This window comes from Paenibacillus sp. FSL K6-1318 (assembly GCF_037976905.1).
GTDB lineage: Bacteria > Bacillota > Bacilli > Paenibacillales > Paenibacillaceae > Paenibacillus > Paenibacillus amylolyticus_A.
Genome location: NZ_CP150270.1, coordinates 4,113,573 through 4,128,845 on the forward strand (window position 1 = coordinate 4,113,573; position 15,273 = coordinate 4,128,845).

Here is a 15,273-nt window from a genome sequence, read left to right on the forward strand (position 1 = left end):
TATGGTTATCCTTCAACCCTCTTCACATCAACCATGTTTTCTTCGGTTCGGCAGCTTCTGTTCTCCAGCGATCTACCTCTTCGTGTATCCGTGCTTTATCACGGGTTGTAAACCGCTCTGACTCCACCACTTCTGCTTGCGGCATACTATCACGGATCAAGCGAATATAATCCATGGAACGGACCAGCGATTGGCGTCCAGGGATGTATCTGATTTTGCGTCCTTCCAGCAGGCAATAAACTTCGATCATACCAGGTAATTTACCGAAGGCTTCCCAGCAGAAAGCACTGACCATATGCTGAAATGCCTCAACCACGTTCGGATCATGGACAACCATATATTTCTGAACAAGCAGCGAATCCCAGCCTTCTGGTTGCCAGGCCGCCTGAAATATCATCGATAAATGCATGGATAATGAAGGTAACTCCGTTCTCCACTGTTCAAAAAGAATGGCTGGATGCTTCAGATCATCGTTCATTGCAATAGCGAGCGACAATTCATCCGTAATCTTGTTCTTCACATCCCAGTAATGGAGGACAGATTCGAAACCAGTTGTCTTCTTGGGCCACCACTTCTCAAGTAAATACTGTATGGGTACCTCTTTTCTAACATCGGGGTCGAGACTGTAAAAGGCATTGACTGCATGGCTGACCGCATACTGTACACGGTGCCTCCATTGCAGAGGAGAACGTTGCTCAGACACCGGTTCAGGGCGGATGAATCGGTGTGGGCTGCGCAGCATCTCTTCCAATCTGTAATCTTCAAGCAGACGTTCAGGAAGGTCATTCCTTCCGACCGGCATCGCTGCCTGAACATTATGTCTTAACATGACTCTTAGGACACCTGTAATCCGGCAGCAGCGAAGCGTTTGCCAAAGTCACGGCATGTATCCTTCTCCTGCTCAAGCGGACTGTATTCAATCTTTAACATCTCTGGAGATACCTCCGCCCCACGCTCTTGCAGCTTGGCAGCCGCGAGATCAACTGCACCGCAGAACTGCTCATACGAGGTGTCACCACTACCGAACACCGCAGCTCTCTTTCCACTCAGATCAAGCTCATCCAGCTCCTCATAGAAATCCAGAAATTCATCTGGCAACTCCCCATCTCCCCAAGTGTAGACGCCGATCATGAATCCGTCATAGTCCAATACATCAGCTGCATTACAATCCGTTACGGATTTCAGGTCTGCCTCGTGGCCTCCCTGCGTAATTCCTTCCACAATCAGTTCTGCAATTTCTTCTGTATTTCCCGTCATACTCGCATAAGCCACTAACAATTTAGCCATCTATTTTTCCCTCACTTTAGTTTGATCATGTTATATTCTCTCTATGAAGAAAGAATGAATTTTGAATTAACAAAATCATATGTGATAATGATTATCATTGTCAAATTAAATTTTTGGTTATCTTTGTTTTTCAGTATATGGTGCACATTGAATTTCAACACAGCTAAAAATACTTCCCCCTTTCAGGTCAGATTCGTTTGCTTCCTTCAATCGCCCGTTCCCCAACTGGCGTCCAAGCCCTTTTTTGTTGTACAATAGTATCCAAATGACTTTTGAAGGATGGATATATTATTATGTACGTAGCTAAGAATTGGAAGGACTATGAAGTAATCGATACAGGAGGCGGCGAGAAACTGGAGCGTTGGGGAGATGTGATTTTACGCAGACCCGATCCTCAAATTATCTGGCCCCTTGAGCAAGAAACGAATGAATGGCGTCAGGCGCATGGTCACTACCATCGTAGCTCCTCCGGTGGCGGTAACTGGGATATGAAAAAGCCCATTCCCGAGCGCTGGACGATCGGATACGAAAACCTGAAATTCCATATTAAACCGACCAGCTTCAAACATACCGGCCTGTTCCCTGAACAAGCAGCTAACTGGAGCTGGATGATGGATAAAATCTCCAATGCAGGTCGCCCAATTTCGGTTCTGAACCTGTTTGCATATACAGGCGGAGCTACGGTAGCTGCTGCTTATGCAGGCGCTTCTGTAGTACACGTGGATGCAGCTAAAGGCATGGTTCAATGGGCCAAGGAAAATGTTCAATTATCCGGACTGGCTGATCGTCCAGTTCGTTTTATTACAGATGATGTATTCAAATTCGTACAACGGGAACAACGGCGCGGAAATCGTTATGACGCCATTATTATGGACCCTCCTTCTTATGGCCGCGGTCCGAATGGAGAGACATGGAAGCTGGAAGAGAACCTTTATCCTTTCCTGAAGTCATGTATGACGATTTTGTCGGATAATCCATTATTCATGCTGGTTAACTCCTACACCACAGGCATCTCCTCCACGGTTTTGCGCAACATGCTGACCATGACGATGTCTTCCCAGTACGGTGGTCAAATTACTGCAGGTGAAATTGGTCTGCCGATCACACGCAGTGGTCTTGATCTGCCTTGTGGTATTCTGGGCCGTTGGGAGTCCTAATCATGTCAGAACATCGGCATGATCACGATGCGATTCCGATTTTGTTTGAAGACAACCATTTATTAGGTATTACGAAGCCGGTCAATGTACCTACTCAGGAAGATGCATCAGGCGATCCGGATTTGCTTACATTGCTGAAGCAGGATCTGAAAGAGCGATATAACAAACCCGGCAATGTCTATCTCGGGTTAGTGCACCGACTTGACCGTCCTGTTGGAGGGGCAATGATCTTCGCCAAAACATCCAAAGCAGCTTCGAGATTGTCCGAGACTGTGCGGGGACGTCATTTCCGTAAAATATATGCGGCTGTTGTTCATGGCAAGTTGCCTGCACAGCAGGGAACGTTAAAGCACACGCTGCTGAAAGATGCACGCACAAATACCGTTACGGTTGTGCCTAAGGGTACGGCTGGGGGTAAAGATGCCGTTCTGGATTACAGGGTTATTGGGGAGACAGACCGATATAGCCTCGTTCATATCGAACTGCACACCGGCAGATCTCATCAAATTCGGGTGCAAATGAAAGAAATCGGCTGTCCTCTCTACGGAGATCAGAAATACGGTGCAAGCGTGAATAAACCGGGGCAACAGATTGCTCTATGGTCTGTGATTGCAGCTTTTCCCCATCCGGTTACCAAGGAAGAAGTTATTTTGCAATCCTTGCCTGCAAGAGAATTTCCTTGGGCAGAATGGCCAGCTGCTGTGTACCAAAAAGCTTTTGGACAACCTATATAAATACGTGTTCAAAAAGACTGGTTTTCAGTACCGAGAAGATGGGATGAAGCTAGAAATGGTGTTTTTGAACAACCTCTATAAATGCACAGGATCAGGTTAGATCTGTCCATATCACGTGTCGTTCAGATCCTGTATCTGAACGACACGTTTTTTAATATTTTCAGCTACCTAAGCTATAGAGAGGAGACATACTAATGACCCCGTTTACCAAACAAGTCATTGCGATCATCGCGGCGATTCCCGAAGGTAAAGTGATGACTTACGGTCAGATTGCAGCCCATGCTGGAAGTCCAAGAGCTGCGAGACAAGTCGTACGTATTCTGCACTCGATGAGCCGCAAGGAACGTCTGCCCTGGCACCGTGTCGTCAACGCAAAAGGCGAAATCTCCATACCGGACGAACACTCGCGCATGATGCAGGAAACAGAACTGATTAGCGAGGGTGTAGAGTTTCAACTGAACGGAGCCATCAACCTCAAACAGTTCGGACATGAGCCCGATCCTGTATTTCTTCTCGATCCAACGATCCAGCCCGAATAATAAGAGTACTCTCCTCATATCACGCACACAAAAAAAAGAGAACTCAGGCAGTTAGGGTCACCCCTTTTCAACTGCTAGAGTTCTCTTTTTTGGTTTTTACTGATATTCGTTATGCAGTAGCCGTCGCTTTTTCCTGTTCTACAGTAACAGGCTCAACAGCTGGTTTTGTTTTCCGAATAAAGAACGCCATGATCAAAGCAACCACGGTCATTCCGGTAGCCACGATGAATGCATAGTTAACACCGTAAATCGTTGCATCTGCCGTAGCAGCTAACATCGCTGTCTTATCACTAGGGTCAACCTGGCCAGCAGCCACTGCATCCGCCAGATGTGTTTTGAGCTTACTGCTCATGATAGTAACCAGAATGGCTGTACCGATCGCACCAGCAACTGTACGCAATGTGTTGGACATCGCTGTACCATGCGCGTTCAGACGCTGAGGCAGTTGATTCAGACCTGCTGTCTGGATCGGCATCATCAGCATGGACATACCGAACATACGAGCCGTGTAGATAAACATCATGTAGCCATAAGTAGTATCAATTGCGAGGCGACTCAGTCCAAAAGTTGTAATTGCCGTAATGGCAAGACCTGCAACCGAAAGCCAGCGTGCGCCCACTTTATCAAATATGCGACCTGTAATTGGAGACATAATCCCCATCAATATCGCACCCGGCATCATCAGAAGTCCTGATTCAATCGGTGAGAAATTACGAATATTTTGCAGGAAAATAGGAAGCAGGATCATACCTGCAAACATCGCCATCGTCACGAGCATATTGATAATCGTTGTTAATGTATACATGTTGTACTTGAAAATACGGAACTCAAGGAGCGGATGATCTGTTGTCAGTTGACGAATAACGAACAGAATCAGGGATATCGCACCTACGACGAGGCATCCAATGACAATTGCACTCCCCCATCCATCAGTACCCGCATCACTAAATCCGTAAAGCAAACTACCAAAACCAAGTGTGGATAAAATAACGCCTGGATAATCCAGTTTAGGTCTGGATTGACGTGTTACGTTTTTGACAAAAGCAATACCGATTGCCGTTGCAATAATAGAAAATGGCAAAATGATGTAGAACAACAATCTCCAGGAGTAATGCTCAACCACATAACCTGAAAGTGTAGGCCCAATCGCAGGAGCCAGAATCATCGCGATCCCCATGGTTCCCATCGCCTGACCACGTTTCTCAATTGGGAAGATGGTCAAGAATACAACGGTCATCAGAGGCATCAGGATACCTGCACCAGCAGCTTGAATAACACGACCTACCATCAGAATGGTGAAGGTTGGACTAAGACCACAGACTAACGTACCTATGGTAAAGAGAGTCATGGCTGTAATGAAAATTTGACGCGTTGAGAATTTCGCAATCAGATATGCCGTAACCGGAATCAGTACACCGTTGACGAGCATATAACCTGTGGTTAACCATTGGGCTTTGTTTGCATTGATAGCGAGGTCTTCCATGATTTTAGGAAGCGCTACGTTCATCAGGGTTTGGTTCAGGAATGCCACAAAGGCACCAATTAACAATGCCGCTACAATTGGGCCTTTCTTGATGTTGTCCATCGCAGAGGATGGAGCTGCAGCAGTAGTCGTACTCATATGTTGTTCATCTCTCTTCCTTGTAACTTTTCAATCATTTGACTATGAATTCTAAGTAGGTGCTCAAGGTCTTCCTTCGAAATATCCAGAATGGGTGACACTCTTTCCATCCACAAATGGTGCGTTTCCTGTTGGGCCTGCTCCCCTTTGTCCGTGATCTGAAGTTTAACGGATCGGCGGTCAGCATCTGAGCGTGTCCGAACGATATACTCGCCCTTGACCAGCCGTTCCACAACAGCGCTCATGGAACTGCTGCCCATATGGCATAGCTCAGCCACTTCATTGATGCCGATGGAAGGACGCTCCCTCAGGATGGATAACACCATAAACTGGATCGAAGTCAGCTCGATCTCCTTGTTTTCATTCCAAAATGCTCGAAAAAGCATTTGATTCACTTGGCGGAACGAATTGATAATATAGAATACTTCATACGTATCAGTCATTGTTTCACCCTTTTACTTTTGGAATATAATATTTCGTACACGAAATATCAGGGGAACAATTACTTATTATAACAAAAATATTTACATAGTCAACTCTTTACATATGATTTCATTAAAATAATATTAGGACATACTAAATGACATATATTCATGCCTTTAATCAACTAACTTGGACACAGTCTGTATCATATGTATTTTTCAAATAAAATAACCACAGGACTCCTGCATGAAACGAGCAGGCACACCTGTGGTTGTTCAAAAAAATCAACATGGTATCATACCGAAGTCGATAATGCAGGCTCTTTGGTCTTGGGCGTTGTCATTTTGCCTAACAGATATACCAGCAATTGTTGATTGTGCATCGAAATGTTACTGAGAACGGAATTCATGAATTCATTGCGGATGGTGATGCCCCGCTCTGTCTCCATTCTCCCTTTGTCGGATAGAGATACCCATACAATGCGCCGATCCTGATTATCCCGATTCCTGCGAATCAGATCATTCTTCTCCATACGATCGAGCAGCATCGTTACGGCAGCTGGCGTCGTCGCCAGAAAAGGGATGAGATCTGAAGGTTTCATCTTCTGATGATCCTCAAGCACCTCCAAAACAGCCAGCTGAGCCTCCGTCAATGAGGGTGCCAGCTCTTGATCCATATGCAGTTTATAATCTTTGGTTAGTCTGGACCAGCACTTGGCAAAATCGGAATTATACATCTTACATCGCTCCTCTCTGCAACCGGTTATCACTTCACCTGCTTAAGTTTTCGCGCTCCAAAGCCGCATTCCTGCTGCCTTTTTTCAATTTCCTAGCGATCGACCGTAATCGACGAAGGTTGTTAAACTTCGCATGAATGCCCTCTTCTAATCCGCCTTTGAACAACAAAAAAAGACTCTTCGCATGACAGGATTAGCTGCTCTGCGAAAAGTCTCGTTTTTTTGTTTTTATGAAGATGATGCTGGTTGATTCTCATTAAAGTCCCTTAGAAGTTCAACGATCTCGTCCTGTTTGTCCACATGAACGAGCAGCTTGCCAATATGTTTGCGCTCGGTGATCGGAACACTTTCCGATGATATCGGAGCCACTTGGCCTTCCTTGGTCATGACGGTAATATTACGTTGCTCTTTACAATAAAACGCGCCAACAATGCGGCTACCATTCGGTTTCACGCGTTTGCCTTCCTTGAACTCAAATGTAGCAAGCCCCTTGCCTCCACGGCTCTGTATAGCGTAATCCAGAAGTAAGGATCGTTTACCATATCCCAGATCGGATAACACGGCAACTTCACCTTCATCTCCATCTACCCATAGAGCCGATACAACTTCATCTGTATCTCTTAACTGAATACCACGAACACCACCTGATACACGTCCCATTGGATTGACTTCATCCTCTCGGAAACGAATTGCCATGGCTTCTTTCGTGATCAGCATAATATCTTGACCACCTGTACTTAGATGTACAGATAACACCTCATCGTCCTTGCCCACTTTACAAGCCGCAACTGCACCGGAACGCTTGGTAACGTAATCCTTCAGCTCCGTTCGTTTCACCTGTCCTCTTCGCGTGACGAAGACGAGACTGTGATTCGGCTCCTCAAAGGATTTCACAGCAAGCACACTAGCAATACGGTCATCTTTCGCAAGTGGAATCACGTTCACAATTGCTGTGCCCGGGTCTTTCCACTTGAATTCAGGTACCTGGTGAACAGGTAACAGGAAATACTGACCTTTCCTCGTAAAGACAAGCAAGTTCTCAAGCGTATTAACTTCGAGAACCTGAGCGATATAATCGCCGTCTTTCACACCACTTCCGCTCCGTTCACCACCAGAACGTGTAAAGGACTGCATGCCTGTACGTTTCACGTATCCCTCTTTGGATAACGTAACAAATACATCTTCCGCATTCACAAGTACTTCGAGATTAACCTTGAGTTCTTCCACTTCACCCTGGATCGCAGAACGACGGTCTATGCCGTATTTCTCACGAATCTCCATCAATTCTTTGCGGATGACTCCGATGAGCTTGCGGTCACTATCCAGAATGGAACGTAATTGCGCAATCTTTTTCATCAGTTCACCGAGTTCCTTCTCCAGAGAATTAATCTCCAGATTCGTCAAACGGTACAATTGCAAAGTAAGGATGGAATCCGCTTGGCGTTCCGTGAAGCCAAACATCCACATCAGGTTGTTTTGAGCATCCTGACGGTTCTTCGACGCTTTGATCGCTGCAATGACCTCGTCGAGGATGTTAAGAGCTTTTACCAAGCCCTCTAACACATGTGCACGGTCTTCCGCTTTCTCCAGCTCAAACCGGGTACGGAATGTTACAACTTCCCGCTGATGGGCAATGTAAGCCTCCAGGATTGATTTCAATCCCAATTGCTGAGGTGCTTTATTCACAATCGCAACCATATTGAAGTTATAAGTGACCTGCAGATCGGTTTTCTTCAGCAAATAAGCCAAAATACCTTGTGCGTCCGCTTCTTTTTTTAGCTCAACCACGATTCGCAGACCTTCACGTCCACTCTCATCACGCACTTCGGCAATACCTTCAACCTTCTTCTCAAGTCGGATGTTCTCCATCGCTGTAACCAGACGGGATTTCACGACCTGATAAGGGATCTCGGTAATGACGATTTGCTGTTTGCCACCGCGCATGTTTTCAATCTCGGTTTTGGAACGGATATAGATCCGTCCTTTACCTGTGCGATAAGCATCCAGAATACCGTCGCCGCCCATAATCAATCCGCCTGTCGGAAAGTCAGGACCCTTCATGAACATCATGATCTCGTCCAGCTCAATGGACGGTTTCTCCATCACAGCGATGGAAGCATCAATGACTTCACGCAAATTGTGCGGAGGAATCTCCGTTGCAAATCCCGAGGAAATTCCGCTGACGCCATTAACCAGCAAGTTCGGATAACGGGATGGCAATACAACCGGTTCTTTGGCCGTATTATCAAAATTATCCTTAAACAGAACGGTCCGTTTCTCGATATCGCGAAGCATCTCCATCGCGATGGGCGACAAACGGGCCTCCGTATACCGCATCGCCGCTGCCGGGTCATCATCCTGTGATCCCCAGTTACCATGACCGTCCACGAGCATATGGCCCATTTTCCATGGCTGTGCCATCCGCACCATACCCTCATAGATCGAGGAGTCACCATGAGGATGATAATTACCCATTACGTCCCCAACGGTTTTGGCAGACTTGCGGTAAGTCTTGTCAGGCGTATTACCTGAATCGTACATGGCGTACAGAATACGCCGTTGTACAGGCTTCAACCCATCCCGTACGTCGGGAATGGCTCGATCCTGAATAATATATTTGGAGTAGCGACCGAAACGGTCCCCTACGACCTCTTCGAGAAAGGCCGGCATAAATTGTTCTGATGGACTCATTCCAAGCACCTTCTATTCTTCGTACTCTGTAAAGTCGACGTTCTCTACAATCCAGCGTTTACGCGGATCAACCTTATCACCCATGAGCGTAGATACACGACGTTCTGCTTTGGCTGCATCAACAATCTGTACCTTCAGCATTGCACGAGTTTCCGGATTCATCGTTGTCTCCCATAGTTGATCCGGATTCATCTCACCAAGCCCTTTATAACGTTGAAGCTCAACATTATTACCGAATTCCTTCATATAATTCGCCAGTTCTTCATCCGTCCATGCATATCGAACGCTCGCAAGCTTACCAGACTTACGAGTAAGTTTGTACAGTGGCGGCTGAGCGATATATACTTTGCCTGCATCAATTAATGGCTTCATATAACGATAAAAGAAGGTTAACAACAGCACCTGAATATGAGCACCGTCCGTATCAGCATCGGTCATAATGATAATTTTGGAATAATTGCTGTCTTCAACTGCGAATTCGGTTCCAATGCCCGCCCCGATCGCCGCTGTAATCGCACGGTATTCTTCATTTTTGAGAATATCGGCCAGCTTCGATTTTTCCGGATTGAGCGGTTTTCCCTTGAGGGGCAAAATAGCCTGAATCTTCGAGTCGCGTCCCTGTTTGGCAGAACCACCTGCGGAATCACCTTCGACAATAAATAACTCATTTCGGGTAAAATCCTTCGATTGTGCCGGTGTCAGCTTGCCGTTCAAGTTGGAACTCTCGCTGCGTTTCTTGCCTGTACGCATATCATCACGTGCTTTGCGGGCTGCTTCTCTGGCTCTGGAGGCTTGAACCGCTTTACGAATTAACGTCTGCGCTACCTGCGGGTTTTCTTCCAGGAACCTTTGAATATTCTCGGACACGACCGAATCCACTGCACTTCGAGCGGAAGCGCTACCGAGCTGATCCTTCGTCTGACCTACGAACTCAACCTCAGACATTTTAACACTGATGACGGCCATCATGCCTTCACGCAAATCATTGCCTTCGAGGTTTTTATCTTTTTCCTTGATCATGCTGGTACGCCGAGCGTAGTCATTCATTACACGGGTATACGCAGCCCTGAATCCGGTCTCATGAGTACCGCCACCCCGAGTAGGGATCGAGTTCACGAACGAAGCCAGCGTTTCGGTATAACCTGCGTTATACTGGATCGCCACTTCGACTTCAATGTCATCCTTCTCCGCATAGAAGTGAATGACGTCATGCAGCACGTCTTTATTTTCGTTAAGAAAAGCAACAAACTGGCTTGCTCCGCCTTCATACATGTATTCATCCTGATTGCCCGAACGTTCGTCCTTGAGCACAATTCTCAGACCCGAATTCAGAAAAGCAATCTCCTGAAGACGTTCTGCCAGTGTATCATAATTGAATTGAATGCCGTTCTGGAACACCCGAATATCCGGTTTGAATGTAACTTTAGTACCTGTCCGATTGGTATTGCCCAACACTTCGAGACCGGATACCGGTTCTCCGACATGTTCAATCCCTTTTTTGTCCTGCCAATACTCGAATCGCTGACGATGAATCTTGCCATCACGGAAAATCTCGACTTCAAGCCATTCGGACAATGCGTTTGTAACTGACGCACCTACACCGTGCAAACCGCCGGATTTTTTGTATCCTGATCCACCGAACTTTCCGCCTGCGTGCAAAATCGTAAACACGACCTGGGGAGTAGGAATCCCTGTTTTATGTATACCTGTCGGAATTCCCCTTCCGTTATCCTGAACCGTAATAGAACCGTCCTTATGCAGCGTGATATCGATTTTGGAGCAGAATTTGGCGAGATGTTCGTCGACAGCGTTGTCCACTATTTCCCATACCAAATGATGTAGACCTGAAGTGCTGGTGCTGCCGATGTACATCCCCGGCCGTTTCCGTACCGCTACCAACCCTTCAAGTACTTGAATGTCGTCCGCGTCGTAGCCTGAAGACCCCTGTCCTCCGCCTGTCGAACCTGCCGACATATCGATTTGCTCGACCATTCATGCTCCCCCTTCTTAACTTGCAACTAAAAAAATGCCTAAAATGCAAACAGATGTTTTCTTATCCTTGTCCATTTTAATTCAAGATATCCCGTTTCGTAAAGACAAGGAATGACACAATGAGTGAAGCAACGCCCCAAACACTAAGCACAATAAGGGAAAAACCTAAATTCATACCCTCAATTGGCGGTAATCCACCAGACAAATAATTAGGAAGTTCAAGGTTAACCATGAACAGATACTTCGCTGTCTGCCAGGATGCAGCCATGCTGGTCAAGATTGTTCCTGCAATCAGAGCGGCCATCATGATAACGATACTTGCAGCAGTACTGCGCACAAGCACAGAGACCATAAATGCAAGCATAGCCACAATTACACTCACAAACCAGATCAGTCCTGCCTGCATAAGCATATACAACCACTGGTCTACAGCATGCACTGCCGACATATCGACATCAGTTCCCACAACCTTGAATCCTGTGAAGATTGGCATGTTGAAGCCTTTGTAGCCAAAGACAGCACCCGATATGACATAACATATAATGTAGGCTGATACCACTATGATGGAAACAAACATAATCAGCGTAATTAATTTGCTCAGAAGCACTTTCCAGCGTCTAACCGGACGCGTTAAAAGCATTTTAATCGTGCCTGTCGTACGTTCACCTGAAACAAGATCCGAAGCAATAGCCATGATTAACAGTGGAATAAACAATCCAACTGCATTGTTCATGAACTCCCGCGTAAAGGTAACACCACCCGGTTCTTTGGGATTGATGTCATTTTCGAGATAGTACTGCATCTGCTGGATATACACTGTTCTATATTTCTTATATTCTTCAGGTACCCGATCGCTACCGAGCGAGTTTTGGTTGTCTGTGATGGCCTGTTGCAGTTCAAGCCGCCAATCGCCGCCAAACTTGTCCCGATTATTCTCCGCAGATTTCATCTGGGCATACGTAAACATCGGTACGAGGATCGCAAGTACAATAAATATAATATAAAGCCGTTTTTTCTTCACCATCTTAATCGTTTCATTGCGAATCAGCGGCATGATATTATTCAATGGATTCACCTTCTGTCATTTTTAAGAATAGTTGTTCGAGCGTAGGCTGAATCCGCTGTACCCCTTCAACCTGTACACCAGCTTGAACCATCTGTTGCACCATATCAGGAATTCGATCTTCATGCATCTCGGCAACCACAGCGTTGGGACCAAGGCCCGCAACAATGGTATCATCCATTACATCCGCTGGTCGACCTACCAGAGAAATTCCTGCATCCTGCAACATCTTTTTGCCTTGGTCCAGTGGTGAAACGTGCCAGATAGCCAACTTGGAATGATCTTCAATCAACTCACTAACGCCTCCAACGGCAAGCACACGTCCAGCACTGATAATAGCTACTCTGTCACATAGAAGCTGGATCTCACTTAACAGGTGACTGCTGACAAATACAGCCATACCTTCACTGGCAAGTTGCTTAATAAAGACACGAAGTTCCTTAATACCTTTCGGATCAAGACCATTCGTCGGTTCATCCAGAATAAGCAGACGCGGACGCCCAAGCAATGCTTGCGCAATACCGAGCCGTTGACGCATACCCAGTGAGTATGTTCTGACTTTATCATGAATGCGCTGATCCAATCGTACAATATCCACGACTTCCTGAATCCGCTCGTTGTCCACACCTGGTTGCATACGTGCAAAATGCTCCAGGTTCTCCCACCCGGTCAGATATGTATATACCTCCGGATTCTCAACAATGGAGCCTACATACTTCAAAGCACGTTCAGGGTCCCGATTTACATCATAACCACAGACTTTAATTTTACCTTCTGTCGGTTTGATCAGATCGACCAGCATCCGTATCGTAGTTGTTTTTCCGGCACCATTGGGACCGAGAAATCCGAAGATTTCACCAGGTTTTACGTCAAATGTAACGTCCTTAATAATCCACTTGCGTCCGATCCGCTTTTTCAGATTCTGTACCGATAGGACGGAATCATATTGCTGCTCTGCCATTTAATTTCCGCTCCCTTCTGCCGGTGTATCCGCCTGGAATTCCTGTGCAATCCGAACTGCAATTTGCTCATAACCTTGTCCGTTGGGATGGAAATGATCTGAAGAGAGATACTCCCCCAGATGATTTTCAAATAAATCGAATGTAGGGACCAGTGTCATCTTGTCCTCATTGTTCAAAATAGCCAGTGCAGCATCGTTCCATGCAGCAACAACTGCATTACCCGGTTTCTCCAGTTCCTTCACATCACCAAACGGATTGTACAACCCTATGTACGCAATCTGTGCATCAGGATTGATTTCTTTTACTTTCTTCAATATCTCTTGAAGGCGTTTCGACGTTTCCGGCAAAGCCGCTGCCAATTGCTCTGCTGTTGGCGGATCTTCCCCCTGTAGAACTTGCCCTCCCTGGAACAGATCATTCGCGCCGATCGAGAGTAAAATAAAATTGGATTGCTGTAGTACGTAACGCACACCTTGCTCATCCAGTTTTGTCAATAAAGCGTCTGTTCTCAAACCATTAACACCCAGATTATTAAGAACCTGAACGTCATATCCTTTATCCTTGAGCAGATTCCCTGCACGTCTCACGAAGCCAAGTCCTTCATCATCCCCTGTACCTCTTGCAAGGGAATCGCCGATGACGGCCATCCGAATCTTGCCATCTTCCACGACAGCGGTCTGCCCCTTAGGTGGTGCAGTTGTCTCCTGACCTGTAGTTAACGCAGAATCTCCCTCGGGAAAAATGACGTCTTTTATGGCGTATCCAAATCCAAATAACAACAACAAGGTTGCCAAGATGGATACTGTACTGACAGTTCTCCAGATCCATGGTGCTGAATCAAGGCTTTTTTTCTTTTTCATCATCACATCTCCGCTCATGTACACCAGTCCGGGTGCTTTATAATTTATAATGACTTTACATTAAGGCGTGTCTGAAAATCCGCTTCCTTCGGAGTTTTCAGACACGCCTTAATGATGCTATTTCTAAATAACATAAATGTTCTGTCGTTAATTTGCAAATTTTGGCGCCACATTCGCAAAATTCATTTTGTATATGTCATTTTACGGAAAAAAGGTTATGCCACACACAGATTTCAACTGTGTTGGCATAACCTTTTGCAAAACAAATCTTCATTTACTTCATTATAAAGTGCTTATTTACCGATAAACTCTTGAGCCCAGTATCCATTGAAGTAACCTACACCGATATGCGTAAAGTTTTTGCTCAGAATATTGGCACGGTGGCCTTCACTATTCATCCAAGCTGTAACAACTTCCTGCGGTGTTTTTTGTCCTTTGGCAATGTTCTCACCTGCATAGCTATAAGTTACTCCGAATTGTTTCATCATATCAAACGGAGAACCATACGTTGGTGACTGGTGATCAAAATAGTTATTGTTGCTCATATCTTTTACTTTGGCTACAGCTACTTTGTCCAGAAGGGCATCCGAAGACAAGGCGCTCAGACCTGCTTTGGCACGCTCAGCGTTCACAAGCTTTACAACTTGAGTTGCAAAGTCAGATTGTGTGCTTTCGCTACCGCTATTACTTGTATTGTTACCTGTATTACCAGTGTTACCTGTGTTCGAAGGATCTTTAGCCGGTGTAGTTGCCGGTTTTTCTTCTTGAGTTGGTTGTGCTGGTTTAGTCGGTTGCTCAGGCTTAGTTGTTGGCTCAGCAGGTTTTGTTGTTGGCTGAGATGGTTTCGTTGTCGGTTGAGTTGGTTTTGTTGTCGGCTCAGCAGGTTTAGTAGTCTGATCAGGCTGCGTAGCAGGCTTTTCTACAATTTGCCCGTCGGATACGGTGTATCCATTTTGTGTGAGCCATTTCTCAATATAAGCTTTCAAGCTGTCTGTACTTGTAATTTTGTACGTTGTGATAGTCTTATATGTTGAATCTGCAGCAGACGCGGAAGCAGGAAGCATAACCCCTACGGCCAGTACGGCTGTCAGACTACTCGTTACGACAGTTTTCATCCATTTCTTTTTCAAATTCATTCATCTCCTTAAGATTAGTTATTACAACTTTGTAATTAATACTCTAGCAGTATATCAATTCAACAGGAGGTT

Annotated in this window: 14 protein-coding genes; 3 read left to right on the plus strand and 11 right to left on the minus strand. The window is 45.8% G+C overall.

The genetic code is table 11. The features are described from left to right. Positions 1-22 precede the first annotated feature (22 nt). A complete protein-coding gene (locus NYE45_RS18100) occupies positions 23-829 on the minus strand; it encodes a hypothetical protein (protein ID WP_340013521.1) in 807 nt (268 codons plus the stop codon). A gap of 5 nt (positions 830-834) precedes the next feature. After that, a complete protein-coding gene (locus tag NYE45_RS18105) occupies positions 835-1,287 on the minus strand; it encodes a flavodoxin (RefSeq protein ID WP_062835113.1) in 453 nt (150 codons plus the stop codon). 293 nt (positions 1,288-1,580) lie between these two features. Between NYE45_RS18105 and NYE45_RS18110 the strand changes: the two genes are divergently transcribed. The 3 genes from NYE45_RS18110 to NYE45_RS18120 all read left to right on the plus strand — a co-directional run bounded on the left by NYE45_RS18110 (position 1,581) and on the right by NYE45_RS18120 (position 3,717). Next, positions 1,581-2,444: a class I SAM-dependent methyltransferase gene (locus NYE45_RS18110; protein ID WP_062835114.1), complete on the plus strand. Its 864-nt coding sequence runs from the start codon at positions 1,581-1,583 to the stop codon at positions 2,442-2,444. A gap of 2 nt (positions 2,445-2,446) precedes the next feature. Beyond that, positions 2,447-3,178: an RNA pseudouridine synthase gene (locus NYE45_RS18115; protein WP_340013522.1), complete on the plus strand. Its 732-nt coding sequence runs from the start codon at positions 2,447-2,449 to the stop codon at positions 3,176-3,178. A gap of 194 nt (positions 3,179-3,372) precedes the next feature. Further along, a complete protein-coding gene (locus tag NYE45_RS18120) occupies positions 3,373-3,717 on the plus strand; it encodes an MGMT family protein (RefSeq protein ID WP_340013523.1) in 345 nt (114 codons plus the stop codon). 109 nt (positions 3,718-3,826) lie between these two features. Here the strand turns inward: NYE45_RS18120 and NYE45_RS18125 are convergent, their stop codons facing one another. From NYE45_RS18125 to NYE45_RS18165, 9 genes are all read right to left on the minus strand, one after another. Beyond that, positions 3,827-5,338 (minus strand): DHA2 family efflux MFS transporter permease subunit, encoded by a 1,512-nt coding sequence (locus NYE45_RS18125; protein WP_340013524.1) that lies wholly within the window; start codon positions 5,336-5,338, stop codon positions 3,827-3,829. Beyond that, a complete protein-coding gene (locus tag NYE45_RS18130) occupies positions 5,335-5,781 on the minus strand; it encodes a MarR family transcriptional regulator (RefSeq protein WP_062835118.1) in 447 nt (148 codons plus the stop codon). Before NYE45_RS18130 ends, NYE45_RS18125 begins: the two co-directional genes overlap by 4 nt. Positions 5,782-6,056: 275 nt before the next feature. Continuing rightward, positions 6,057-6,497 (minus strand): MarR family winged helix-turn-helix transcriptional regulator, encoded by a 441-nt coding sequence (locus NYE45_RS18135; protein ID WP_062835119.1) that lies wholly within the window; start codon positions 6,495-6,497, stop codon positions 6,057-6,059. Positions 6,498-6,725: 228 nt separating this feature from the next. Beyond that, positions 6,726-9,188, minus strand: a complete 2,463-nt coding sequence (gyrA, locus tag NYE45_RS18140) for a DNA gyrase subunit A (RefSeq protein ID WP_340013525.1) — start codon at positions 9,186-9,188, stop codon at positions 6,726-6,728. A 12-nt stretch (positions 9,189-9,200) separates the two neighbouring features. Next, the gene (gene parE, locus NYE45_RS18145) at positions 9,201-11,180 is read right to left on the minus strand and encodes a DNA topoisomerase IV subunit B (protein ID WP_062835121.1); all 1,980 of its coding nucleotides are present in this window, start codon (positions 11,178-11,180) and stop codon (positions 9,201-9,203) included. A gap of 76 nt (positions 11,181-11,256) precedes the next feature. After that, positions 11,257-12,246, minus strand: coding sequence for an ABC transporter permease (locus tag NYE45_RS18150; protein WP_062835122.1), 990 nt, complete (start codon positions 12,244-12,246; stop codon positions 11,257-11,259). Beyond that, the gene (locus tag NYE45_RS18155; RefSeq protein ID WP_340013526.1) at positions 12,239-13,204 is read right to left on the minus strand and encodes an ABC transporter ATP-binding protein; all 966 of its coding nucleotides are present in this window, start codon (positions 13,202-13,204) and stop codon (positions 12,239-12,241) included. The genes NYE45_RS18150 and NYE45_RS18155 overlap by 8 nt, the downstream gene beginning before the upstream one ends. Continuing rightward, the gene (locus NYE45_RS18160) at positions 13,205-14,065 is read right to left on the minus strand and encodes a GDSL-type esterase/lipase family protein (RefSeq protein ID WP_340013527.1); all 861 of its coding nucleotides are present in this window, start codon (positions 14,063-14,065) and stop codon (positions 13,205-13,207) included. A gap of 293 nt (positions 14,066-14,358) precedes the next feature. Next, positions 14,359-15,180 (minus strand): CAP domain-containing protein, encoded by an 822-nt coding sequence (locus tag NYE45_RS18165; RefSeq protein WP_340013528.1) that lies wholly within the window; start codon positions 15,178-15,180, stop codon positions 14,359-14,361. Between the last annotated feature and the right edge of the window lie 93 nt (positions 15,181-15,273).

Bases quoted from the DNA above. Each gene is read 5' to 3' on its own strand.
- NYE45_RS18120 (WP_340013523.1), top strand. From the start codon at position 3,373: ATGACCCCGTTTACCAAACAAGTCATTGCGATCATCGCGGCGATTCCC.
- NYE45_RS18105 (WP_062835113.1), bottom strand. From the start codon at position 1,287: ATGGCTAAATTGTTAGTGGCTTATGCGAGTATGACGGGAAATACAGAA.
- NYE45_RS18110 (WP_062835114.1), top strand. From the start codon at position 1,581: ATGTACGTAGCTAAGAATTGGAAGGACTATGAAGTAATCGATACAGGA.
- NYE45_RS18165 (WP_340013528.1), bottom strand. From the start codon at position 15,180: ATGAAAACTGTCGTAACGAGTAGTCTGACAGCCGTACTGGCCGTAGGG.
- NYE45_RS18155 (WP_340013526.1), bottom strand. From the start codon at position 13,204: ATGGCAGAGCAGCAATATGATTCCGTCCTATCGGTACAGAATCTGAAA.
- gyrA (WP_340013525.1), bottom strand. From the start codon at position 9,188: ATGAGTCCATCAGAACAATTTATGCCGGCCTTTCTCGAAGAGGTCGTA.
- NYE45_RS18125 (WP_340013524.1), bottom strand. From the start codon at position 5,338: ATGAGTACGACTACTGCTGCAGCTCCATCCTCTGCGATGGACAACATC.
- NYE45_RS18100 (WP_340013521.1), bottom strand. From the start codon at position 829: ATGTTAAGACATAATGTTCAGGCAGCGATGCCGGTCGGAAGGAATGAC.
- NYE45_RS18135 (WP_062835119.1), bottom strand. From the start codon at position 6,497: ATGTATAATTCCGATTTTGCCAAGTGCTGGTCCAGACTAACCAAAGAT.
- NYE45_RS18115 (WP_340013522.1), top strand. From the start codon at position 2,447: ATGTCAGAACATCGGCATGATCACGATGCGATTCCGATTTTGTTTGAA.
- NYE45_RS18160 (WP_340013527.1), bottom strand. From the start codon at position 14,065: ATGAAAAAGAAAAAAAGCCTTGATTCAGCACCATGGATCTGGAGAACT.
- NYE45_RS18130 (WP_062835118.1), bottom strand. From the start codon at position 5,781: ATGACTGATACGTATGAAGTATTCTATATTATCAATTCGTTCCGCCAA.
- parE (WP_062835121.1), bottom strand. From the start codon at position 11,180: ATGGTCGAGCAAATCGATATGTCGGCAGGTTCGACAGGCGGAGGACAG.